At 48.7% G+C, this 22,440-nt stretch carries 25 protein-coding genes and 1 riboswitch; of the genes, 5 read left to right on the top strand and 20 right to left on the bottom strand.

Going from position 1 to position 22,440, the window contains the following annotated elements:
* Positions 1-236 precede the first annotated feature (236 nt).
* From kimA to groES, 4 genes are all read right to left on the bottom strand, one after another.
* Positions 237-2,066 (bottom strand): potassium transporter KimA, encoded by a 1,830-nt coding sequence (gene kimA / locus LACSTY_RS10625; protein ID WP_047106343.1) that lies wholly within the window; start codon positions 2,064-2,066, stop codon positions 237-239.
* Positions 2,067-2,533: 467 nt separating this feature from the next.
* Positions 2,534-2,875 carry a DUF1827 family protein gene (locus tag LACSTY_RS10635; RefSeq protein ID WP_049171614.1) on the bottom strand — a complete coding sequence of 114 codons (342 nt, stop codon included), beginning with the start codon at positions 2,873-2,875 and terminating at the stop codon, positions 2,534-2,536.
* Positions 2,876-3,098: 223 nt separating this feature from the next.
* On the bottom strand, positions 3,099-4,736 hold the full coding sequence (gene groL / locus LACSTY_RS10640) for a chaperonin GroEL (protein WP_010491955.1): 1,638 nt from the start codon (positions 4,734-4,736) through the stop codon (positions 3,099-3,101).
* A gap of 35 nt (positions 4,737-4,771) precedes the next feature.
* Positions 4,772-5,053, bottom strand: a complete 282-nt coding sequence (gene groES, locus LACSTY_RS10645; protein ID WP_003567052.1) for a co-chaperone GroES — start codon at positions 5,051-5,053, stop codon at positions 4,772-4,774.
* Positions 5,054-5,207: 154 nt separating this feature from the next.
* Here groES and LACSTY_RS10650 point away from each other — a divergent pair, with 154 nt between their 5' ends.
* Both LACSTY_RS10650 and LACSTY_RS10655 read left to right on the top strand, forming a co-directional pair.
* Positions 5,208-5,852: a CPBP family intramembrane glutamic endopeptidase gene (locus LACSTY_RS10650; protein ID WP_047106341.1), complete on the top strand. Its 645-nt coding sequence runs from the start codon at positions 5,208-5,210 to the stop codon at positions 5,850-5,852.
* Between the two features lie 80 nt (positions 5,853-5,932).
* Positions 5,933-6,991: an LCP family glycopolymer transferase gene (locus tag LACSTY_RS10655; protein ID WP_087912625.1), complete on the top strand. Its 1,059-nt coding sequence runs from the start codon at positions 5,933-5,935 to the stop codon at positions 6,989-6,991.
* An 89-nt stretch (positions 6,992-7,080) separates the two neighbouring features.
* On the opposite strand, the gene LACSTY_RS10660 is transcribed toward LACSTY_RS10655, so the two are convergent.
* From LACSTY_RS10660 to LACSTY_RS10675, 4 genes are all read right to left on the bottom strand, one after another.
* Positions 7,081-8,124 carry a hypothetical protein gene (locus LACSTY_RS10660; protein WP_087912626.1) on the bottom strand — a complete coding sequence of 348 codons (1,044 nt, stop codon included), beginning with the start codon at positions 8,122-8,124 and terminating at the stop codon, positions 7,081-7,083.
* Entirely contained in the window at positions 8,125-9,012 is an 888-nt protein-coding gene (locus tag LACSTY_RS10665; protein ID WP_087912627.1) for an ATP-binding cassette domain-containing protein, read from the bottom strand. It lies immediately after the preceding gene.
* Entirely contained in the window at positions 9,009-9,377 is a 369-nt protein-coding gene (locus tag LACSTY_RS10670; RefSeq protein ID WP_087912628.1) for a GntR family transcriptional regulator, read from the bottom strand. Before LACSTY_RS10670 ends, LACSTY_RS10665 begins: the two co-directional genes overlap by 4 nt.
* A 107-nt stretch (positions 9,378-9,484) precedes the next feature.
* Positions 9,485-10,138, bottom strand: coding sequence for a redox-sensing transcriptional repressor Rex (locus tag LACSTY_RS10675; protein WP_010491991.1), 654 nt, complete (start codon positions 10,136-10,138; stop codon positions 9,485-9,487).
* Positions 10,139-10,355: 217 nt separating this feature from the next.
* On the opposite strand from LACSTY_RS10675, the gene LACSTY_RS10680 reads away from it, so the two are divergent.
* Positions 10,356-12,308 (top strand): ABC-F family ATP-binding cassette domain-containing protein, encoded by a 1,953-nt coding sequence (locus LACSTY_RS10680; RefSeq protein ID WP_087912629.1) that lies wholly within the window; start codon positions 10,356-10,358, stop codon positions 12,306-12,308.
* A gap of 106 nt (positions 12,309-12,414) precedes the next feature.
* Here the strand turns inward: LACSTY_RS10680 and LACSTY_RS10685 are convergent, their stop codons facing one another.
* The 5 genes from LACSTY_RS10685 to LACSTY_RS10705 form a co-directional block, all read right to left on the bottom strand.
* Positions 12,415-12,741, bottom strand: a complete 327-nt coding sequence (locus tag LACSTY_RS10685; protein WP_010491995.1) for a PTS sugar transporter subunit IIB — start codon at positions 12,739-12,741, stop codon at positions 12,415-12,417.
* 97 nt (positions 12,742-12,838) lie between these two features.
* Positions 12,839-13,861 (bottom strand): tRNA (adenosine(37)-N6)-threonylcarbamoyltransferase complex transferase subunit TsaD, encoded by a 1,023-nt coding sequence (tsaD, locus tag LACSTY_RS10690; protein WP_087912630.1) that lies wholly within the window; start codon positions 13,859-13,861, stop codon positions 12,839-12,841.
* A 35-nt stretch (positions 13,862-13,896) separates the two neighbouring features.
* On the bottom strand, positions 13,897-14,430 hold the full coding sequence (rimI, locus tag LACSTY_RS10695; RefSeq protein WP_087912631.1) for a ribosomal protein S18-alanine N-acetyltransferase: 534 nt from the start codon (positions 14,428-14,430) through the stop codon (positions 13,897-13,899).
* Complete coding sequence (gene tsaB / locus LACSTY_RS10700) at positions 14,414-15,136, bottom strand: tRNA (adenosine(37)-N6)-threonylcarbamoyltransferase complex dimerization subunit type 1 TsaB (RefSeq protein WP_049171633.1); 723 nt, start codon at positions 15,134-15,136, stop codon at positions 14,414-14,416. Before tsaB ends, rimI begins: the two co-directional genes overlap by 17 nt.
* Positions 15,137-15,274: 138 nt before the next feature.
* Positions 15,275-15,886 carry a hypothetical protein gene (locus tag LACSTY_RS10705; RefSeq protein WP_087912632.1) on the bottom strand — a complete coding sequence of 204 codons (612 nt, stop codon included), beginning with the start codon at positions 15,884-15,886 and terminating at the stop codon, positions 15,275-15,277.
* Between the two features lie 53 nt (positions 15,887-15,939).
* On the opposite strand from LACSTY_RS10705, the gene LACSTY_RS10710 reads away from it, so the two are divergent.
* Positions 15,940-16,065 (top strand): hypothetical protein, encoded by a 126-nt coding sequence (locus tag LACSTY_RS10710; RefSeq protein ID WP_257789378.1) that lies wholly within the window; start codon positions 15,940-15,942, stop codon positions 16,063-16,065.
* Positions 16,066-16,090: 25 nt separating this feature from the next.
* On the opposite strand, the gene LACSTY_RS10715 is transcribed toward LACSTY_RS10710, so the two are convergent.
* On the bottom strand, positions 16,091-16,609 hold the full coding sequence (locus LACSTY_RS10715; RefSeq protein WP_039639299.1) for a folate family ECF transporter S component: 519 nt from the start codon (positions 16,607-16,609) through the stop codon (positions 16,091-16,093).
* A 37-nt stretch (positions 16,610-16,646) separates the two neighbouring features.
* Positions 16,647-16,741: riboswitch (THF riboswitch) on the bottom strand.
* 377 nt (positions 16,742-17,118) lie between these two features.
* On the opposite strand from LACSTY_RS10715, the gene LACSTY_RS10720 reads away from it, so the two are divergent.
* Positions 17,119-18,099, top strand: coding sequence for an asparaginase (locus tag LACSTY_RS10720; protein ID WP_025012722.1), 981 nt, complete (start codon positions 17,119-17,121; stop codon positions 18,097-18,099).
* A gap of 93 nt (positions 18,100-18,192) precedes the next feature.
* Here the strand turns inward: LACSTY_RS10720 and LACSTY_RS10725 are convergent, their stop codons facing one another.
* The 6 genes from LACSTY_RS10725 to tmk all read right to left on the bottom strand — a co-directional run bounded on the left by LACSTY_RS10725 (position 18,193) and on the right by tmk (position 22,327).
* On the bottom strand, positions 18,193-18,936 hold the full coding sequence (locus LACSTY_RS10725; protein ID WP_087912634.1) for an acyl-[acyl-carrier-protein] thioesterase: 744 nt from the start codon (positions 18,934-18,936) through the stop codon (positions 18,193-18,195).
* 70 nt (positions 18,937-19,006) lie between these two features.
* Entirely contained in the window at positions 19,007-19,867 is an 861-nt protein-coding gene (rsmI, locus tag LACSTY_RS10730; protein ID WP_087912635.1) for a 16S rRNA (cytidine(1402)-2'-O)-methyltransferase, read from the bottom strand.
* Position 19,868: 1 nt separating this feature from the next.
* The gene (locus tag LACSTY_RS10735) at positions 19,869-20,207 is read right to left on the bottom strand and encodes a DNA replication initiation control protein YabA (protein ID WP_005687107.1); all 339 of its coding nucleotides are present in this window, start codon (positions 20,205-20,207) and stop codon (positions 19,869-19,871) included.
* Between the two features lie 4 nt (positions 20,208-20,211).
* Positions 20,212-21,189, bottom strand: coding sequence for a DNA polymerase III subunit delta' (holB, locus tag LACSTY_RS10740; protein ID WP_087912636.1), 978 nt, complete (start codon positions 21,187-21,189; stop codon positions 20,212-20,214).
* Positions 21,189-21,518 carry a cyclic di-AMP receptor DarA gene (gene darA / locus LACSTY_RS10745; protein WP_010492028.1) on the bottom strand — a complete coding sequence of 110 codons (330 nt, stop codon included), beginning with the start codon at positions 21,516-21,518 and terminating at the stop codon, positions 21,189-21,191. Before darA ends, holB begins: the two co-directional genes overlap by 1 nt.
* Before the next feature lie 164 nt (positions 21,519-21,682).
* Positions 21,683-22,327 carry a dTMP kinase gene (gene tmk, locus LACSTY_RS10750; RefSeq protein ID WP_087912637.1) on the bottom strand — a complete coding sequence of 215 codons (645 nt, stop codon included), beginning with the start codon at positions 22,325-22,327 and terminating at the stop codon, positions 21,683-21,685.
* Between the last annotated feature and the right edge of the window lie 113 nt (positions 22,328-22,440).

The raw sequence follows: 22,440 nt of genomic DNA on the forward strand, positions 1-22,440 counted from the left end.
TCATTTATTTTAACAGGTAAGTCAACAGAGCGCGAACAGGGCCGGTTAGAAACCGGAACATAAGTGGCCTTGGACGTGATGGCCCGGGCTTAGGCCATTGTTATGTGGAGGTTTCTGGCCCAGTGAGCGCGTTTTCAGAGTGCAAATAGACATGGTTAGAAACAAAAAAACGAATGAACCCACACCTATGGAATTCATCCGCCTCTATTGCATGTCTCTTCAACCTGCCTAAACGGTCACTTCTTCAAATGATAACTGTAAGTGGCAATAATCACGTTCTCGCGGCTTGCAAACGCAGCGCGTAAACGGAAGTTAGTTTGGTTGTGGAGAATATTTTGCCACTTTTTGCGCGGTACGAATTGCGGAATCAGCACCGTGGTCGTAAAGTTGCGTTTAGCAGCATTCCGCGCCACGATGTCGACGAAGCGAATTGTTGGTGCCTCAATCGAACGATACGACGAGTGAATATCGACAAACCGGACATCCGGAAAATCTGCGCGAAATTCGCTTTGCGTTTCTTTTTCCTTGTTCGGATTCTCATCCATCGAAACATGCATCGCAATGACATAATCGCCGATGGACTGCGCGTAATTCAGCGCGGCGCGGGTCACCCGCGTCACATTGCCGACAAGCACAATGACGGTGCTGCCATCGTACTCATGCTCTTCAACGTCTGCCGGCAACCGTAACTGTGCGGCTACTTTACGATAATGATCATGAATCTTGTAGAACATAAAGATGGCAAGCGGCATGACAATGAAAAACGGCCAGATATCAAACAGTCGGTAAGCAAATAAGATGACCAGAATCGCGAACGAAATTAATGCGCCAGAAAGATTGGCGACCGTTTTGCCAATCCATCCCTTGCCGCGGTGCCGGAACCAGTGAATGATCATCCCGGTTTGCGACAGCGTAAACGGAATGAACACGCCTACCGCATACAACGGAATCAAGCGTTCCGTGGAGCCTTGGAAAATAGTGATCAACGCTGCCGAGCCCAGCGCCAAGGTCAAAATCCCATTGGAATATCCCAGCCGATCACCGCGATCCAGGTACATATGCGGCATAAACTTATCCTTCGCCAGGTTAAACGCCAAGACCGGAAAAGCCGAAAAGCCTGTGTTGGCAGCAACCGCCAAAATTAACGCGGTCGCAAATTGAACGACATAATACATGATGCCGGTGCCACCAAATGTTTCCTTGGCAACCTGTGAAAGTACCGTCACCTTCGCCATCGGCACTAAACCGTACCAGTAGTTCAAAAACGTAATGCCGGCAAAGAAGAAGCCCAGAATGCCGGCCATAATCGCTAGCGTTTTGGCTGCATTCTTTTCCTTGGGCAACTTGAAAAACGGCACCGCATTACTGATCGCTTCAACCCCGGTCAGTGAACTGGATCCGCTGGAAAACGCCCGGAAAATCAACGCCATCGACACGCCGGGAATCGCTGCGCCGACCAATGAAGTTGCCTTATACGGGATGGCACCACTGACAACCTGATAAAGTCCCCAGACGATCATCACGGTCATCACAAGCACAAATAGATAAACCGGAATCATCAGAAAATTAGCAGATTCGCTCATGCCACGTAGGTTCATTCCCATCAAGATAAAAATGATGATCAGCGAAATCGCCACCTGATGGCCATACAGCGCAGGAATAGCACTAGTGATCGCCTCGGCGCCGGCCGAAACCGAAACCGATACCGTCAGCATGTAATCAATCAGCAACGAAGCACCGGCCGTTAAACCGGCATTGCGGCCCAAATTTTCGCTGGCAACAACATAGGCCCCGCCACCACTAGGGTAAGCATGGATAATCTGCCGATATGAAAGTGTCAGCGAAATCAGTAAGACTAAAACGAACGCCGCAATCGGTAACGAATACCAAATTGCCGCAGCCGACAGTGTCGTGAGGACCAAGACAATCTGCTCGGTCCCATAAGCCACACTGGACAAAGCATCTGACGACAACATCGCCAGCGCTTTGAAGATGTTAAGCTGTTGACCACCTTCCTCGGAAGATTTCAAAGGCCGCCCAATGAACAGCCGTTTCAAGTGCATCATTTTCTAAACTCCTATTAACCCACACCGGTTCAAAAATTTTAATGAATCGTAAACAAACATGCATTAGTGTACTCTAAATTTCGGCTTACGCCTACCTTGTTTCATCTTAACTTATATGTGCCGCCAGAAACACCGGTTGGATTGATATTTGTCAGCGGGTATGGTTCGGAAAAAGCCGCGATCAGGCACTGCTCTATAAAGAAGCTAAGGGGTTCCGTTGACTGCTAAGTTCTGTAGCGCGTTTGGTAGCCCAGAAATTCAGGTGCAAGAACCTCAACCCCAATGGCAAAAACCGCCATTGGGGTTGAGACTACTTACGCTTTATTTAAGCACACCGGTTCACGCTCACTTTAACGCGTTCGCCGGCGCAGAAGTCTGCGTGTAAGGACCTTGGTCGCAATGGTCAAAGCCCGACCATCACGCCCAAGGCCACTTACACTCCGACTTCTAACCGCGCCGGCTCACGCTCACTTCTCGATAATAACAACATCATGCACTTTCAATTTACGATGGACTTCATGTTCGATCTCGCTTTTGGCGGCGTGGTCGATTTTTAGCTCGGTTTTTGGTGTGTCTGGCAATAGTTTCTCGAGGACAAAATCAATTTCGGCATCTTTGATGGTGCGCTTGTCATGAGTCAGGACAATATCGATTTGGTCGAAACCTTCCACATAATAAACATGCACCGATCCTAGCGTGTAAAGTTCGAAATACTTGACTGGCTTGCGACTGTATAAAAAGCGCATGGTGTGCGGAAGCATCTTGTGTAAACTGGCATTAAGCCGAATGGGATTTTGAATCAATTTCATATAACTCGTCCCCTCTTATTTGACATGGAAAATAGCAACGTTAACTGTTTACCAATTTTATTTTAACAAGGAAAGGTGGTCAATGCCTATGATAACGCTTGGAACGTGCTTGTGAGGCACAATATACATGTTGCAACGCACTCCTGATCGCGGTGCACAAAAAAACACCAACCAAGTTCGCTGGTGTTTTATTTGTGTTCTTCTTTTTAAGGATAGGACGAAATCACATCATGCCGCCCATGCCACCGGCTGCCGGGTTTGCACCTGCAGCACCCGCGTTGTTATCCTTTGGTTCTGGCTTGTCAGCAACAACCGCTTCAGTGGTCAGCATCAAAGCAGCAACTGATGCAGCATTTTGCAATGCGGAACGGGTAACCTTGGTTGGGTCGATGATACCTGACTTAGCCATATCTTCCCATTCACCGGTTGAAGCATTGTAACCAATGCCTTGCTTTTCCTTCTTCAATTGTTCAACGATGACAGAACCTTCGCGGCCAGCGTTTTCGGCAATCTGGCGAACAGGTTCTTCAAGGGCACGCAGAACAATGTTGATCCCGGTCTGAACGTCGCCTTCTTCTTTCAAAGCAGCGACTGCAGGGATGACGTCAACCAAGGCAGTACCACCGCCGGCAACGTAACCTTCTTCAACGGCAGCACGGGTCGCGTTCAAAGCATCTTCGATCCGATACTTACGTTCCTTCAATTCGGTTTCGGTTGCAGCACCGACCTTGACAACCGCAACCCCGCCGGCTAACTTAGCCAGACGTTCTTGCAACTTCTCACGATCAAAGTCGCTGGTTGTGTCGTCAATTTGCTTCTTGATGATGTTAACCCGTTCAGCAATGGCATCCTTGGAACCTGCGCCATCAACAATCGTGGTGTTGTCCTTGGTAACGGTAACTTTGCCGGCACGACCCAATTGTTCAATCTTGGTATCCTTCAGATCCAAGCCAAGATCGGAACTGATCACGGTGCCACCGGTCAAGGTTGCAATGTCTTCCAGTTGTGCCTTGCGCCGATCGCCAAAGCCAGGGGCCTTAACTGCAACAACATTGAAGGTACCACGAATCTTGTTAAGAACCAGGGTTGGCAATGCTTCGCCGGCAACATCGTCAGCAATGATTAACAGTGCCTTACCTTGTTGAACGATTTCTTGTAATAGTGGAAGAATGTCCTGGATGTTGGAAATCTTCTTATCGGTAATCAGGATATATGGATCGTCCAGATCAGCTTCCATTTTATCATTGTCAGTTACCATGTATTGACTCAGATAGCCGCGATCAAACTGCATCCCTTCAACAACGGAAAGTTCAGTGTCGATCCCTTTGCTTTCTTCGATGGTAATAACACCATCATGGCCAACTTTTTCCATGGCGTCCGCAATCAGATTGCCGACTTCTTCATTGGAAGATGAAACCGAAGCAACCTGGGCGATTTCCTTCTTGCCGTTAACCTTGTGGCTGATCTTGTGCAGTTCATCAACCGCTGCCTTGGTCGCCTTTTCGATACCAGTCCGAATGCCAACTGGGTTAGCACCGGCAGTTACGTTCTTCATACCTTCACGAATGATGCTTTGTGCCAGAACCGTTGCGGTTGTGGTACCATCACCGGCGATATCGTTTGTCTTGGATGCAACTTCCGCTACCAACTTAGCGCCCATGTTTTCGTAATGGTCTTCTAAGTCAATTGACTTGGCGATCGTAACACCGTCGTTGGTGATTTCCGGTGCGCCATAGCTCTTATCCAAAACAACGTTGCGACCTTTTGGTCCTAAAGTTGTTTTTACCGTGTTTGCTAATTGATCCACGCCACGCAGCATGGCGGTACGTGCATCCTCAGAGAACTTAATTTCTTTTGCCATTGTTTTTATTCACCTCAAAATTGATCGATTATTTTTTACGCAATTGCCATAATGTCTTTTTCGTGCAGTACGAGGTAGTCTTGACCTTCATACTTTACTTCAGAGCCGGCGTATTTGTCGTATAATACAGTATCACCAACTTTGACAGCCATTGGCAGACGCTTGCCTTCCGGTGTCAAGGCGCCTTCACCTACTGCGACAACTTTGCCGGTTTGCGGCTTTTGCTTGGCATTATTGGCTAAGACAATGCCGCCAACAGTCTGTTCCTCTTCTTCAACGACCTCGACAATCACGCGATCTCCTAATGGTTTTAACAAGGCAATCCCTCCACATTACATTTTTTGATTTAGCACTCGCTATGTCTAAGTGCTAACTACAAAAGTAACTATAACGAGTTTTCCGGGTGAATGCAACCCCAAAACCCGGGAATGTTATACTAATTTCAGATATTTTTTCAAAGGAGTCCCCTATATGTCACTGCAAAAACATGCCTTTTCCGTTGTCGGTGCTTACCTCGTCACGTTTATCGCTAACCTTTTGATTTTCCAATTCATGCCGGTTGGGCGGCTCAGCCTTGGTATTGTGACCTTAATCAGTGTCATCGCAATGATTGCTGCGGCGTATAGCGAACGGCAACTGGTCATTGCCAACGCGATTGAAGCCCCTGGCGTCCTCGCACCACAACAGCGCGTTTTCTGGGGTGTCATCGGCATTGCCGGCGTCTTGGCTGCTCAGTTAGTCGGCTCATGGCTTGAAATGATCCTTTTTAAAATGCCGCAAACCAATAGCCAGATTCATCAGCAGCTTTCCAGTATGACCACCAATCCCTGGTACTTTTTGGCAATCGGCCTCGCCATTCCCGTTCTGGAGGAGCTGGCTTTTCGTAAAGTATTGTTCGGTAATCTGGTTAATGTCACTGGCGTTTTCGGTGGCGCTTTGATCGCCAGTCTGTTATTTGCCGTGACTCAACCAGGCGGCCACTGGCTCAGCGCGACCTTAGTCGGATTGGTTCTGGCCTATGATTACCGTCACACCGGCGCCATCAGCACTGCCATCATCGCCCATGTCGGTGCACTATGGGTGGTCTGGCTATATTACATTGCCCACGCGCTGTAAACGTAATCGAATATTAATCTCGTTGGCGCATTCAATCTTCTATAATGGAAATAATGTTTTTATAAAGGAGCCGTTTAAAAATGGAGACCCGTTCAAATCACCGCCACCGTCAACCGCCTAAACGTTTTCGCTGGGGACGCCTCATCGGCTTAATCGTCATTGTCGGCCTGTTTACGGTTGGCGCCTATGCCCTGCGCCTCTATAGCCAGGCAAAATATGCCATCGATAATACATACCATGCCACCAAACACGTCAGCACGAACATCGCCCAAAAGAAACCATTTGCAGTACTCCTGCTCGGGGTCGACACCGGTGCTGACGGGCGGGTTGAAAAAGGTAATTCCGACACCATCATTGTTGCCGTCATCAATCCTAAAACCAATAAAACAACGATGGTCAGCATTCCCCGCGACACCGCTGCTGAATTGATTGGCACCAAAGAATTTAATATGCAGAAAATCAATGCTGCGTATAATGTCGGCGGTTCAGATATGGCGATCAACACGGTCTCCAAACTTGTGAATGTTCCGATTTCCTATTACTTGACCATCAACATGGGCGCGTTGGAAAAAGTCGTCAATGCTGTCGGCGGGATTGATGTCAACGTTCCGTTTTCATTCCAGGATCCATATACCGGCAACCAAAAGTTCACCAAGGGGCACATGCATCTCAATGGCAATATGGCGCTCGCCTATTCACGGATGCGTCATGAAGATCCGCAGGGTGACTATGGTCGACAACAACGTCAGCAACAAGTCATCAAGGCAATTTTGAAAAAAGCCGTTTCTGTCGGATCGCTTGGTAACTTCACCAAACTCATGGACACGATTTCTAAAAACATTGCAACTAATCTGAGCTTTGCCGATATGCAAAGCATTTTCATGAACTATCGCGGCGCCGCCAAAACCATCTCGACTGATCATCTAAAAGGCGTTAATGCATGGGTCGGCGACGGTGCTTATCAAATCGCCTCCGATGCCGAAATGCAGCGGGTTTCCGATAAACTGCGCAAAGCACTGGGCCTGCAAACCGAAACCATCAGCAACGAAGAAACCAAACAAAATGCCAAGAACACCCAGTTTGATTTCAAGGCGACGACCGATCAAAATTACATTATCTTCACACCATATGATCGTTAACATGCATGTAAGCAAAAACCGCCTACCGACTTTTTTTCGTCGGCGGCGGTTTTTTAGTGGCGAAAAAATCTGCTTCTGCCTGCTCAGTACTATCGAACCATCAGCTGTTCTTGCGCACGCTCACGATGCAGCCACCAAAGACCGAGTGCGAGAACACCGATAATGGAGGCACTGTAGGACAGCAATTCATTTTGGAACAGCCAATCGCCAAAATTGTAAGGGACAACAATCAAGGCATAGGTTAAAATGAGCCAGCGGAGTTTCGGCAACAACAAGATGTCACCTTCGTTTTCCAACGAAATACGGTCAAACAACCAGCGGGTGAGCCAGTAACCGGCCGCACTAATCGCTAACGTCAGTATAAACAAGAACAAAAATAACTGATCACCGCGCGGTAAAAGAGACCAATAAGAACGGTTGTACACAGTGTGATAAGCCATGAATCGTTGAATCGCGTTTGCACCAAGCCAGCCGCCAAAAAGGCCAAAGACAAACATGCCAAACAGCGTGGAAAAAACACTTCCAACGCCAATACCAACGGTGAACAAAAAACTGTCAATGGCTAGGTTCATCATCAATAACCCCAAAGTATTCAAGCCGCTAATGCCAACATACTCGGACGGCACGCCGACAAAGATGCCAAACAAAAAAATGCTGATGCCAAGCGTTGTGGTTCCGAGTAAACACGTCAGTCCATACCAATAACGGGCAGCAAAAAATTGTTTTCGCTTAAATCGACTTTTAAACATGGCAGCATTAAAACTGCTTGCTTGGTCTATCCCAGCCATAGCCAATCCGAATAATAATGGAATTGCGTAATGAATGATCGTTATGATTCGTCCGACCAATGGAGACGAATAAAGCTTATCTCGTTGCGGCATAATCAAATAACGCTGTTCCTTAAGATAAGTTGCATAACTTTCATTTTCAAGACTTGTATCATGATATTTGGCTGCTCTTTTTTTCGATGCAATAAACTCTGTGGCTGTCATCGTATTTTTTTGTTGCTCGTGATACGTGTTTAACGACTCACCCAGGTTAAGCAACGCCAGCAGCATAACAAAACTGACCATGACCCGGATCAGCACCTTATATCTCATCCGAACAAGTTTCAACAACTGATGATCACCCATCTAGCCCACCTCCGCATGTTTTTTTCGAAATTCGACTTTAAACAAATCCGACAATGACAATGGCAGGCTTTCGTTCAAAACCGGCTGCTCAGCTTGCAGTGCCGCTTGCACATCTGACGTGAAATCAGGAAAAACGACTTCGATGACGCGCCCGCGAATGTTCAAAATGCGGCCATGCTGTTTGATCACCGCCGGAATTTCCTTGGTCCGGAATACCAATTGCAATTTCACTGCTTGCTGCCGGACATTTTCCAAGGTGAGATCACGGCTGATGCGCCCATCTTTGACGAATAAAACGCGATCGGATAAACCGTCTAATTCGGCGAGATTGTGAGACGCAATCAAAAAGGTTCGCTGACCATCGGCTACTGCGTCCACAACCAGATTCACAATGCGTTCGCGAATCAGGACATCCAGCCCATCGAATGGTTCATCGAGAAAAACATACGGTGCCTGACTCGCCAAAGCCATCGCTACCATGACCAGTGCCTGATACCCTTTGGATAGACTTTGAAACCGCTGGCCGCCAGTTAACCCGAATTTTTTAATCAGGTGCAGAAACGCTGTTTGATCGAATGAAGGGTAAAGCAAGGCATAGGTTGTTCCAATTTTGGCCAATGCATACTTGCGGAAAAATAAATGTTGCTGATCTAAGTAAAAAATGGCTGCCTGCTGCGGTGATTCATTTGTCAGATCATGTTGATCCAACGTCACCGTACCGTCGTCAGCGATATACTGACGGGTGACAGTACGAAAAATCGTGGTCTTGCCAATGCCATTCGGGCCGACCAACCCGACAACCTGGCCTGGATCCAGCGAAAACGTGATATTGCGCAGGACTTCCTGATTGGCGATTCTTTTTTGCAATTTAGTCACGGTCAAACTCATACTCGATGCTCCTCCTTTTCGGTCAGCCATGCTTGCAACGTCGCTAAAGTGATACCCAGGCTTTGTGCTTCCACGACGAGCGCATCAAATTTTGGGCGGAACGCTGCCACTGCAGTTGAATTTGCGTGTTTTAATGGCTCAGCCACAAATGTGCCGCGCCCGGGTTCAACGTAAATCACGCCGTCCGCCTCCAGTTGCTTGTAGGCTTTGGCGACGGTATTGGGATTCAGCTGTTCTTGCTTCGCCATTTCCCGCACCGATGGCAGCTTATCGCCCGGCTGCATAATGCCTTGTAGAATCCGGGTCTTAATCTGCAACACCAAGCGTTCATAGTACGCCAAATGAGTATATGACTCGGTTGCCATTCAGGCGCCCCCTTTCGTACTACGTGTACTATTATACATAGTACACTCAACAACGCAAGAAAAAACGCCGTCCATCTGTCATGGGCGACGCATTTTCTTTTTTTCAGTTAAGCTTCCGGTTCGTTGAGCGTTGGCCCATAGTGTTCCAGGAAGTAAATCAAGGTCTGTAGTTCCGTTGCCAAATCGACATTTTGTACCCGCACGTAGCTAGGCACCGAAATGCGAATCGGGGTGAAGTTCATGATCCCCTTAATCCCGGCTTTAACCAAATCATCGGTGATATGCTGGGCAGCATCAATTGGCACCGTCAAAATCACGATTTCAATCTGCTGATCTTTAATTTGCTTAATCATTTCGTCCATGGGATAAATCGGTACCCCACTTTGAATGGTTCCGGCTAAATCAGGATTGATATCGAATCCGGCACTAATCCGAATGTTGTTGGCCTGTCGAAAATTATAATTCAACAAGGCGTGGCCAAGATTACCGACACCAACCAGCCCGACATTGGTTAGCCGATCCTGATTCAGAATCTTTTTAAAGAATTTCAGCAAATCGTTGACGTCATAGCCGTAGCCGCGTTTGCCCAATGCACCGAAATAAGAAAAATCACGCCGAATCGTTGCCGAGTCAACTTTCACCGCGTCCGACAGTTCAGTTGAACTGATCTTGGTTGTCCCGGAATTCGCCAAGAAATTCAAATATCGGTAGTACACGGGTAGGCGTTTCGCCGTTGCTTTGGGGATGATTGTTTCCGCCATGTAAGCAAGCCTCCTGTAGAAGTATTCCCATGCAGAACATGTGAACTGTCCAACATAGTATCTTCTGCTAATATTAGCTGGTTTATGGCCTGAACGCAAGCGGATACATCTTCACAAACATATTTTATTGTGCGAATGCATCATCAGGGAACGCACGCCCACGAACAAAACTATGGTATATTAGGTCTTAACGATTATTGTGAAAGAAGGTATTCCTGTGATCATTTTGCAGGCACAACAAGTTAGCCGCAGCTTCAACGGGAACGAATTATTTGCCAATGTGAATCTTGAAGTCCAAGACGGCGCGCGCATCGGCCTTGTTGGCCCCAACGGGATTGGTAAAACCACCCTGCTGGAAATCCTGACCGGGATCGCGCCTCCGGATAGCGGCCAGGTAACAACCATGAAGAATCTGTCCATTGGCTATTTGGCCCAAAACTCCGGCTTAGATTCAGATAAAACGATTTTCAAAGAAATGTTGACGGTCTTCGCACCGCTGCAAGCAATGGCCCGGCAAATCCACGCATTAGAGGTCAAACTCGGTGATCCCAAACTCATTGCGGACAAGCCGGCGTTTGCCGCAACCATGAAACAATATGATCAGTTGCAACACGATTTTAATGAACAAAACGGTTATGGCTATGAAGCCGAAATTCGTTCTGTCCTCCACGGCTTCCAATTCGGTGAAGACACTTATGACAAGCCAGTCGGCACCTTGTCCGGCGGCGAACGCTCTCGTCTGGCCTTGGCAAAGCTCCTGCTGGAAAAGCATGACCTGATCATCCTGGACGAGCCGACCAACCACCTTGACATCGAAACCCTGAGTTGGCTGGAAGGCTATCTTAAAACCTATCCCGGCGCTATTTTAACAGTCAGCCATGATCAATATTTTCTTGATCACGTGGTCACCGAAATTTACGAACTGGATCACCATCATGCGACCCATTACAAAACCAATTACAGCGGGTATCTCAAGCAAAAGGCCGAGCGCCAGGCGCAGGCTTGGAAAGCCTACACCAAGCAGCAAGAAGAAATTGCCAAACTGCAGGATTTCGTGGACAAGAATATTGTCCGCGCCAGCACCACCAAGCAGGCCCAAGCGCGCCGGAAACAATTGGAAAAAATGGATGTTCTGGAAAAGCCGACTGGTGACGACAAAAGCGTGCATTTTAACTTCACGCCCAAGCGCCCAAGCGGCAATGAAGTGCTCAAAGTCAACCAGGCGACAGTCGGTTACGAAGCGGATCACCCGATGGCCGGCCCCATCGATTTCCAAGTCAATAAATTCGATCGAATCGCGATTATCGGACCAAATGGGGTCGGTAAATCGACTTTACTCAAAAGTATTTTAGGCAAAATCCCGTTTCTGGCTGGATCGGCAAAATTCGCCGCTAACGTTGATGTCGGCTACTACGACCAGGAAATCCAACAACTCAATCCCAAAAATACCGTGATTGACGAAATCTGGGACGAGCACCCGATGATGCCGGAAAAAGATGTTCGTTCCGTTCTGGCTGCCTTTTTGTTCGGCCCAGACGATATTCAAAAACCGGTCAGTGCCTTATCCGGCGGGCAAAAAGCGCGGCTGGAGTTGACCAAGTTAGCGCTCAAACATGATAATTTTCTGGTGCTTGATGAACCGACCAACCACTTGGACATCAACAGTAAGGAAGTCCTTGAGCAGGCATTAAAAGATTTTAATGGCACTGTTTTGTTCGTGTCCCATGACCGTTACTTCATCAACGAACTGGCAACCAACGTCATTGCGATCGCCCCAACCGGTAGCACCACTTACCTCGGCAACTGGGACTATTATCAGGAAAAGCTGGCCGAGACTAAGGCTGAGGCCGAAGCTGCGGCTGCTGAACAGCCAACCGCCAAAACCGAAACCGCGGGCGCTACCTCTTACCAGCAATCCAAAGAAGATGCCCGCGCAACCCGTAAGTTGCAGCGAGAAGTTGCTGACTTAGAAGCACAGCTGCAGAAACTCGGCAACCAAGCGACCACGATCCAAAAAGAAATGACCGCCCCCGATGTTTTGAGCGACTATGTCAAAATGCAGAAATTGCAAACTAAGCTCGAAGCAGTTCAGAAACAAACCACGGACGTCGAAAATGCTTGGGAAGAAAAAAGCATTCAGCTCGAAGACATGCAAACTGCTGACAAGTAGGCAACGAAATTAGCCTCAATCAAGGTCAGTTAACCGCAAAAAAGCTGGTACCGGAATCAATAACTTGTTTCCGGTGCCAGCTTTTTACATTTTTTAACTGTCGCGATTAAACCTTTTGATCCAGCAACCCGATTGCCTGCTGCAAAACTTTCTCGCCGTCCATCATCCCGTAGGCTTTCATGTCAATGACGGCCATCGGGATTTTTTTAGCGTCGGCTTTAGCTTTGAACTGACTTTCCATGAAGCGGACTTGCGGGCCAAGCATCAGTACCGAAACTGGCTCCGATGCCAGTTTATTGTCGGCATCTGCAGCCGCAGTGGCAAAAACATCAACATCCATACCATCTGCCGCAGCAGCTTTTTTCATTCGCTGCACCAACATTGAGGTGGACATACCGGCGGAGCACACTAACATAATTGTTTTTTCAGCCATGGGAATCATCCTTTCGTTAACAAACTTATCGATAAGTTAAGTTTAACTAAATCAACGAACCCCCGTCAACGAAAGTGCTGATGATTCGCTCGTGACCCTAAGCATGGGCAAAGCTCAAGCCTGGATCCGCATTAAGATTTTCAGAAGCAAGATGGCGCTTGGCCAATTCAATATGCGCGGCTGCCCCGATCATGGCACCGTTATCGCCGGTTAAGCGCAACGGCGGAACGATCACGTCCACATCCGGAAAATGCACGGCCAGCGCTTCGTTCATGGCTTCTTTGAGCCCCTGATTGGCTGCTACCCCGCCAGCCACAATCAGCTGTTTAACCGGATAGTGCGTCAGAGCCTTCTGGGTTTTGTGAACCAGTACGTCCACCACCGCAGCCTGGAAACTGGCCGCAAGATCTTCGCGGCTAAGCGTTTCACCGATTTGATTGGCATGGTGCACCGTATTGATCACAGCGGACTTCAAGCCACTGAAACTGAAGTCCAGATTATCCTCTTTATCCATGGCGCGCGGAAAATGGAAGGTATCGTGGCCCAAATGTGCCAAACGATCGACTTCTTTCCCTGCCGGATATGGGATGCCCAAAATCCGTCCCACTTTGTCATAGGCTTCACCAGCTGCATCATCTCTAGTATCACCAATAATCTCGAACTCACCGGCAGCTTTCATGTAAACCAGCTCAGTGTGACCACCGGAAACCGCCAACGCCAACAATGGATAGGACAGCGGCTTAACAAAGCGGGCGGCGTAAATATGCCCGGCCATATGGTTGACCGGAATCAGCGGCAAGTGATGGGCGTAAGCAATCGTTTTGGCTGCCGTCACGCCAATCAGCAGTGCACCAACCAACCCCGGGCCGTAAGTGACTGCTACGGCCGTTAAGTCAGTGTAGGTAACCCCGGCTTCTTTCAGTGCTGCGTCTGTTACCAGCGTAATCTGTTCGACATGGTGCCGACTGGCGACTTCCGGAACGACGCCGCCAAAACGCTGATGGCTCTTGATTTGCGTCGCGATAATATTCGATAAAATTTTGTTGCCATTCTCAACGACAGCCACACTGGTTTCGTCGCAGCTGCTTTCAAATGCTAAGATCAATTCCCTTGCTGCCACATTGTTCTCCTCTACAAACATGATGGTTCCGGATATCACGGCAAAGGCCGATACATATCCAGTGCATCATCATGATTGCTGACATAATAACCTTTTTTAACTTTGCCATCTTGAAAACCGAGTGAGTGATAAAGCCGCTTGGCAATGTCATTATTTGTTCTAACCTCAAGCGTGACCTTTTCACTGCCGTATTCAATGGCCCGGCCAATCATAAACTGCATCAAAAAGCGACCCAGTCCCATATGCTGGTAAGCTGGATCAACGGCAATATTCGTGACATGAGCTTCACTCATGGTAAACCAAGTCCCGACAAAAGCAACCAGTTGGCCGGCATCTTCAACCGCAAGATACAATGAATGACGCACTTTGCGCAATTCAGAGAAAAACGCATAGCGATCCCACGGCGTATCATGATAGATCCGCCGCTCAATCGCCAATGCCGCGTCAACATCGGCTTCCGTCATGCGCCGCAGTAAATATTCCTTATTGCGGACATTGATCGTGCGTGACTCAAATTGAAGTTCATCAGGCGTCGTGCGGTCAAACCACGACCTAAACTTTCTCAACATAAACATCATGTCCTTTGCCGGGATGCGCCTTAAGCCAGTTGTTTTCGGCTTCCGTTAAGCGTAAATAGCGCGGCACAAAATCATAGACAGAAACCGGTGGTAAATCTTTGCCTAGCTGACCAAGTCGCAACGCTTGCGGCAGATTTAACCAATCTGGAGCAAAATGAGCCAAACCGCCCAATGCCTCGATAATCTGTCCGCGAAACATCGCTGCATCGGTTCCGACAAAGATAACCGGTTGCCGTAACGTTGTCAACTCGGTGAGCAAAAGCGTCAGCGGAACGTGGCGATCCGTAACCACATTAATCAGGTTCCCCTTGTCCCACTGGTAAACACCTGTGAAGACATTATTGCGCCGTGCATTCATAATCGGCACAATCATGGCTTTCGTATCCGTGATGTTTGCCGCTAACACTTCCAGGCTGGAGACGCCGACCAATGCGATGTTCAGCGTGTATGCCAGAGTTTTTCCGGTAGTCACGGCGATGCGAATGCCCGTGTAGGAACCCGGACCGTCCGCAACAATAATTTTATCAAGATCTTCGGGTTGTAAGCCACTTGCAGCAACCAAATCGTCAATCGTTGGTAATAACTGTTCACTATGAGTCCGCTCATGATTAATAGTCGTCTGCGCCAATAACCGATCATTGTCCAGCACGGCAACCGACATCGCCTCATTTGAGGTATCAAGTGCTAATAATCGCATAATTCAGGCCTCCCTTCGGCGATACAATCATGGCAATAGTTTATCACAAATGGCCTTAGAGCGTGAGTGGTATATTCGTGTGGCTGCATACAAACCGCTAGTCAGCCGCCTCGCGCTGTGCCAAATAAGCGCCATCAACTACAAGGATAACCACGCTTCGCCGGGATTAGGCAGTTCCCCGTTCAACGCGGCAAGCAAAATGAGAATGCTACCAATCATCAACAGAATCTGTAATAAAATCTTAAGCCATAAACGTTGATGAATGATACTTTCCGGCGTCCAATACAAGTCCGCGGCACTCTGAATCCCGGTCGCCTCGTTGGCAGCCAGCAACTGATCATGCAACCATTTTGCCAACCACATCCAGGCAAACCCGGCAACTACCGCGCTGATGGCCAGTACCCACAATGCCTGATTGCGGGTGGTTAAATAATCTGCCGTAAAAATATAAAATCGCCTAATAAGCGGCAAGTGACTCAGTTCGTTGTAAAACTGATTTCCAATCGCAAAAGCGAACGCTAAGCCGCTAATCCAGCTGCCTGTCAGTCCGACACGGCGAATCCGCTGCGCCAAAGCATTTTCACGATATAAGTTGCGGACATACGTTTTCCGGCCAGTACGTACCTGATTCGGGTACATCATCTTGTGCGTCGTCAGTTGCATAGCGACAATTTTATGATCCAGGGACCACGCCCATAAACCGGTTCCGGCCAATGCCACCGCTATCAATCCAAGCAACAATAGATCCATTGTCCGCCTTCCTTTCCAGAAACTTTGATTCGCTTATTTTAGCAATTAATCTGGTGAGTGACCAGTTAGATGAACTGGGTGCTAGGTTGCGCCAGCGGGTTCACGCCAGCATGCAAAAAGCAGCAGCAAGCTTCCAAGTCACCGCGAAGATGATCGAGAAACTTGCTGCCACTTATTGAGTCGGCATTAAAAAGACTTTTTCAATTAAAGATGCGGCCGAATCCGTTCGACGGCTTTTAACGTCCCATAAGACAGTGCCGTCTGGATCGGTAACATGACCACGTTTTTAATCGTTCGTGGCCAGATAATCCCTTGCCAAGGCGTCCCCATCATGTTCAGCCACAGCGTTGTCAAAATGACATTACTGATCAGCAACACCAATCCGACACCAAGTAACGTCCGCATAACCGTTACCTTCTTGCCGTGGAAGAACATGCCGTAAATCATTGCAGCAATTGCGGCACTAAGCGTGAACCCGGGAAAATTGGCGCCCGGATTGAAAACCATAATCGACAACTGGTCATTCAAAGCAGCGGCGCCCGCGGCCAGCCATGGTCCGAAATAATACCCCATCAAAATGGTAGCGAAAAACGCCGGACTGATCTTAAGCCATGGCGTACCAAAAGAAAAACGACCCAAAACAATCTGCATTGCCATCAACATGGCCATATACACGATGTTCCGAGTGGAAAGCTTGGGACTACTAAACGATAAAACTTGCATAAGCTGCAATCTCCTTTTTTGCGGAGACGCCTAAATATCAGGCGAATGCGGCATCTGCACCGCGACTTTCGTCTTCGTCTGCCGTTCACATTCCGTTCCAGCAGCACTTAACGCGCAGATTCCTACTCCTAGATTTTGTCACGAGTTCTATCGTACACCGAAAGTTAACCAAAAGGAACCCCTTGAACGTTCGCATCAGCACTTAAAGGCACACTCAACCCTTGACATCATCGTGAAAATTATCTCACGACTTTCTCGGTATTTTTTAGCGCTACACCAAGTCTGCTACCAGATTGGTCCGCTAAAATGGTGCCTCGTAAGCAAATTTTTCTTAGTTGCTCAAAACTCCCTGACAAAGGGATTCCCTCAAAGGCGGTGTACTCAGAACTATGAGTGCACCGCTAGTTTTATCTGAGCGCCCCTGCTCCTTCTCACACCTATAACGCACTGGCTCACGCTCACGCCCAAAATCTCGTATAATAAGTTTCAATAACCGTTGAAAGGAAGCTTTGACCGTGACTAAACACATTCTCGTTTTACATACTGGCGGCACCATCTCCATGACCGAAACCAGAGACGGCGACATCATGCCCAGCAAGCATAATCCCTTGCTCGGCGCCGATAGTTTTGTGCCAGCCGGCGTCGAACTGACTAGTGAGGAGATTTTTAATCTACCATCGCCGCACATGACTCCGGAGCGGATGCTCACCTTAGTCAAACGCATCCGCCAAGCGGAAAAAGACGGCGCTGACGGGGTGGTCGTCACCCACGGTACGGATACTTTAGAAGAAACCGCCTATTTTTTGGATCTCACCCTGGATTCCGCCATGCCGGTCGTTGTCACCGGCGCCATGCGTTCCAGTAACGAAATTGGCAGCGATGGGCTAGAAAATCTGCAAAGCGCGATTAAAACCGCTGCCAGCGACGAGTCGCGGAACAAGGGCACCTTGGTCGTGATGAATGATGAAATCCATACCGCCCGTTTTGTGACCAAAACCCACACCACTAACGTCGCAACTTTTCGGACGCCGACATTCGGGCCGGTTGGGCTTGTCACCAAAGATGGTGTGCGTTTCTTCCAAGAGTTGATCAACCAGGAAGTCTGTGCCATTGACCACCTTGTTGACCATGTCTTCTTAATCAAAGCTTACGCAGGGATGGACGGCACGCTGTTTGACGCACTCCCGGAAAATATCCACGGCCTGACCATTGAAGCGCTCGGCGCTGGTAATCTCCCACCAGCCACCTTGCCGGCTATCCAGCGGCTGCTAGACCGGCATGTGCCGATCGTACTGGTCTCCCGCTGCTTCAATGGGGTTGCCCAAGCCGTCTACAATTACGAAGGCGGCGGTGTCCAGCTCAAAAAAATGGGCATCATCTTCTGTCAGGGACTCAACGGCCAGAAAGCGCGCATCAAGCTGCAAGTTGGTCTGAGTGATGGTAAACGCGGCCAGGCACTCGCTGACTTCGTTGATAATGCCGTGAGTTGATCAATCTAAGACTAGGAAAAAAGCAGTTCTAGACGCGACAGATTTTGTCCCTAGAACTGCTTTTTTGACGCTTTAATATGAGTTATACAAAACTTACGCCTTAAAGTCATCCCAAATCATCTGGGCCTCGGCGTTCACTTCGCCATCGGTCGTCACGCGGTGTAACGTGCGGGTTGCGTCATCCGGATCAGCCTGAAACTGGGCTTTTGGACTCGTCCCATACGCCACTTCCCGCTCGTAACGAATGTCGGCACCACGCAAGGTATGTGAACTCAAAAAGTCATATCCAAGGCTATTTTCCATCCACTCCAGATAATGGGCATTGTTCACATGGCCATTGCTGTCAATGTCAAAATAGCGCACATGAAACGTCTCTTCGCCATCTGGGTGATCGACCTTTTTGAATCGCGGGAAGCGTTTGATTTTGCGATCGGAAACCGCACCAACCCGTTCAACAAGCTCAGGAATAACGTCAACGATCTTACGCGTCCGCAAGTCCATGATGACCCAGTTGCTGCTGACGGAAACGAGCCGGTTGCCTTCCGCGTCGTCAATCCAATAATCACGGTAAGTAAAATATTTATTGTAAGTCGTAGCTTCGGTCCCGACCCGCAACAATTCTTCGATTTTCGGCATACGCTGGATTTCCATGTGATATTGGGTGATCACCCAACCTGCGTGGAATTCACTGATGGCATCAATGCCGGCATGCAGCTTCTCTAACTGCCGCTCAGACACTTCCAGCATCACATTCATCATATTGGCTAAGCCCGCACGGCCAAACCGATCACCCAGAAAGCCTGGAATGCGATAATCTTCTTCATAGACTTTTCCCATGAAAATCCCTTCTCTTTCGTTTCGACTTGTTCCTGTTAGTAGGTGCTCAAACACGCTTACTGATGCCGGTTCACGCTCTGTCTAGGTCATGATAAGCATCATACACCACTTGTTTAGCAACCCCGTTTTGTTTAGCGACCAGCTTGATCGCCGCATTCGGTTTGGCGCCGGTGGCAACGATGGCGGCCACTTGGTCTTTGAACGGTGCCGCGCTTTTGACAACTGGCTTATCCGGGGCTCCTGCTACCATGATCACAAATTCGCCTTTCAACTCATTCTCTGCATACGTTTGCAGTTCCGTGATTGTGCCGCGGATGAAGGTTTCGAACTTTTTGGTCAATTCCCGCGCCAAAACGGCCTGGCGATCACCAAATGCTTCCAACATCGCGGCAAGGGTTTTCCCGACCCGATGCGGACTTTCATAGAACAAAAGTGTTGCCGGTTCGGTAGCCAGTTTGGCCAAAACACGTTGCTTTTCGCCGGTTTTACGTGGTAGAAACCCATAAAACAAAAATGGCTGCGGTGGCAATCCGGAGGCAATCAAGGCCGTTGTCGCAGCATTGGCCCCTGGCAGCGGAACCACCGGCACACCGTGTTCAATTGCCGCATGGACCAATTCCTTGCCGGGATCGGAAATCGACGGCATCCCCGCGTCACTCACCTGAGCAATCGTCTGCCCGGCCTCCAGTTTCGCCAACAACTCCGGAATGCGCATTTGGGTATTATGTTCGTGAAATGAAATGGTTTTGGTCGTAATCGCAAAATGATTCAACAACATCTGCGTATGGCGCGTATCTTCCGCGGCAATTAAATCAGCCGTTTTTAAAATCGCCACCGCACGAAATGTCATATCGTCCAAATTTCCGATCGGTGTCGGCACCAAATACAAAGTCCCGGTGGTATGCGACCCAAAGCTTCGTTGCTGCTCCAAATCAATTCTCCCCATAAATAATATCAAGACAAAAGGCGCATGGCTCGTCATTCACCCGGCGCTGACCATAAAACATCGGGCAAACGTGGAATCCTTCATTGTAGAGGCTTTCCAGGTTCTGCTTCGACTTGGATAACTCAACGCCGCCATCGCTGGTTTTGTTGTCATCTTTTTCTAGCTCTGCCAGGTGCTGACGCAGATGCTTATTCTCGATTTCAAGTTCCGCGTTACGTTCTAGCGTCTCCGCCATGTCGTCTTTCATCGCCGCAATTTCCTTGAGCATCTGCTGGGCGTGTTTCTCAAGGACTAAGAAACCATCGTACAGTTCTTTCTTTTCCACAAGATCACCCTTCTAAGAGTTTAAGCATTAACTGTTCTGTTGCCGACTGAAACGTCACATTCTGGCTCAAGCGAACCTGCGCCGTTAAAATGGCCTGCAAATCATCGGTCAGTTGCCGACTCGATAACTTCGCCAACGCAGCAACCGCCGGAATATCCAGCTGTTGCGTCGCCGCAATTTCAAAATGGCGATTCAAGGCATCGGCATACGCCAACCCAATCAGTGCTAAAACCTGACGTTGTGCCGCAGCATCCTTGGCAACCGGTAGCAATTGGGTCTGCACCCGCACAAAGCTTTCAGGATCATGGTCAGCCAAACGGTCCAACAACTGAAACACGCGATTGACCCGATCCTGGAAGTCCTCGGCAGTCAATAATTCCTGAGCTTCGCTGACATTACCGGTTAACCGGCCAGCCACCCGCGCCAATTGCGGATTGGCACCGTCTTCTTCTAATTTGGCAATCACCGCTTGCCGATCAGGGCTTTGGAACGTAATCACCTGCGCCCGCGATAAAATCGTTGGCAAAAGTTGATTCTTCGATGAAGCAGTGAGAATCACCGTCATGCCCGGAACCGGTTCTTCAAAAAACTTCAGTAGTGAATTAGCTGCTCCTGCCGTCATTTTATCAGCGTCTTCAACGATAAACACGCGTTGGTTGCCTTCCACGCCGGTTTTGCTCATTTCCTGTTTCAAGTTACGAATATCATCAACCTTAATGCTTTGGGTACTGGTTTTGAGCACCATCACATCCGGATGGTTGTGATTCAAAATACGTTCACACTCAGGACATTCGCCACAAGGAGCACCGTCTTGGACATTTTGGCAAAATAGGCGCAAGGCAATCCATTCAGCCAGTTCCAACTTACCGGCACCTTTTGGCCCCACAAACAAATAGGATTGAGCCAGTTGCTTGCGGTCAATGATTCGGGCAAATTGGGCGACTAATTTTGGCTGCAACGAATCAATCAAAAACTTAGCCATTAGAAGCGATGAAAGGATTCAATCGGCAAGACAAAGACGGTGGCGCCGCCGACTTGAACCTCAACTGGATAAGCCATGGAACTGTCTGATGTCGCATCAAGATTAACTGGCGGCGTCATAAACTGTTGCCGCGTCTGCGAGGTTTCCTTGATAATCTTCAACACGTCATCGACCCGTTCATCCGCAACCCCGATGATAAACGTCGTATTCCCCGCCTTCAGAAAGCCGCCTGTCGTGGACAACTTGGTCGCCTGAATGTTGGCATCAATAAATTGACTGCTGAGTAAGTTACTATCTTTATCTTGAACAATTGCGAGAATGAGTTTCATGTGTCTTTTGCCTCCTTGTGAGAGTGAGCGTGAGCAGGAGCGCTTAGAAATCGAAGTGTAAGTGGCCTCAGCCGTGATGGCCCGCTTTTGGCCATTGCGGCTGAGGTCCTTACACGTAGATTTCTGCGACTGCGAACGCGTTATGGTGAGTCAGCCCGCCACCATCATCCAAACAACGATGGGAATCGCTTCGTAATCGCTGCCTCTGCTGCCGTGACAACTGCTGCAAGCGGCTGAGTGGCATCAACCGTGACTATTCGCGTTGGATTATCCGCCACCAACTTCATATAGGCCGAATGAACGCGTTCGTGAAAGGCTAGGCTTTCCTGATCGAGTCGATCATATTGGCGCTCATGTTGATGGGTCGCAATTCGATCCAAACCAACCTGCACCGGTACGTCTAAGTAAATCGTTAAATCCGGCTCAAGCCCAGCTGTTGCAAACTGATTCATTTGCAAAACCGCCTGCGTACCGATTTGCCGGCCGCCGCCTTGATAGGCAACGGAACTATCAACGAACCGGTCACAGATAACAATATCACCTTGTGCAAGTGCCGGTTTGATCACCTCGACCAAATGTTGCCGCCTAGAAGCCGCATACAGCAATGCTTCGGTACGTGCATCCATCTCTGTATTAGCTGGATCGAGGATCACGTCACGAATCTTTTCGGAAATCTTGGCGCCTCCGGGTTCTCTGGTGAGATGCAAAGCGGCCTGTGATTGCGCCTTAAGCCTTGGAATTAATGCTTCCAAGACACTGGTTTTTCCTGCACCATCCGGGCCTTCAAATGTGATAAACGTCCCTGTCACGATATGCTGCTCCTTTTTTAGAATTAAGTCTATTTTACTTGATATGTTTCACAATTAAAAATTTATCTGCGCCGATGAACTTTCAAAACGCCCCAACAACGATGCTGAAAAAA

The organism is Lacticaseibacillus styriensis (assembly GCF_030770295.1).
GTDB classification, from domain to species: Bacteria; Bacillota; Bacilli; order Lactobacillales; family Lactobacillaceae; genus Lacticaseibacillus; species Lacticaseibacillus casei.

Bases quoted from the DNA above. Each gene is read 5' to 3' on its own strand.
- kimA (WP_047106343.1), bottom strand. From the start codon at position 2,066: ATGATGCACTTGAAACGGCTGTTCATTGGGCGGCCTTTGAAATCTTCC.
- LACSTY_RS10635 (WP_049171614.1), bottom strand. From the start codon at position 2,875: ATGAAATTGATTCAAAATCCCATTCGGCTTAATGCCAGTTTACACAAG.
- groL (WP_010491955.1), bottom strand. From the start codon at position 4,736: ATGGCAAAAGAAATTAAGTTCTCTGAGGATGCACGTACCGCCATGCTG.
- LACSTY_RS10650 (WP_047106341.1), top strand. From the start codon at position 5,208: ATGTCACTGCAAAAACATGCCTTTTCCGTTGTCGGTGCTTACCTCGTC.
- LACSTY_RS10655 (WP_087912625.1), top strand. From the start codon at position 5,933: ATGGAGACCCGTTCAAATCACCGCCACCGTCAACCGCCTAAACGTTTT.
- LACSTY_RS10660 (WP_087912626.1), bottom strand. From the start codon at position 8,124: ATGGGTGATCATCAGTTGTTGAAACTTGTTCGGATGAGATATAAGGTG.
- LACSTY_RS10665 (WP_087912627.1), bottom strand. From the start codon at position 9,012: ATGAGTTTGACCGTGACTAAATTGCAAAAAAGAATCGCCAATCAGGAA.
- LACSTY_RS10670 (WP_087912628.1), bottom strand. From the start codon at position 9,377: ATGGCAACCGAGTCATATACTCATTTGGCGTACTATGAACGCTTGGTG.
- LACSTY_RS10675 (WP_010491991.1), bottom strand. From the start codon at position 10,138: ATGGCGGAAACAATCATCCCCAAAGCAACGGCGAAACGCCTACCCGTG.
- LACSTY_RS10685 (WP_010491995.1), bottom strand. From the start codon at position 12,741: ATGGCTGAAAAAACAATTATGTTAGTGTGCTCCGCCGGTATGTCCACC.
- rimI (WP_087912631.1), bottom strand. From the start codon at position 14,430: ATGTTGAGAAAGTTTAGGTCGTGGTTTGACCGCACGACGCCTGATGAA.
- tsaB (WP_049171633.1), bottom strand. From the start codon at position 15,136: ATGCGATTATTAGCACTTGATACCTCAAATGAGGCGATGTCGGTTGCC.
- LACSTY_RS10705 (WP_087912632.1), bottom strand. From the start codon at position 15,886: ATGGATCTATTGTTGCTTGGATTGATAGCGGTGGCATTGGCCGGAACC.
- LACSTY_RS10715 (WP_039639299.1), bottom strand. From the start codon at position 16,609: ATGCAAGTTTTATCGTTTAGTAGTCCCAAGCTTTCCACTCGGAACATC.
- LACSTY_RS10725 (WP_087912634.1), bottom strand. From the start codon at position 18,936: ATGGGAAAAGTCTATGAAGAAGATTATCGCATTCCAGGCTTTCTGGGT.
- holB (WP_087912636.1), bottom strand. From the start codon at position 21,189: ATGGCTAAGTTTTTGATTGATTCGTTGCAGCCAAAATTAGTCGCCCAA.
- darA (WP_010492028.1), bottom strand. From the start codon at position 21,518: ATGAAACTCATTCTCGCAATTGTTCAAGATAAAGATAGTAACTTACTC.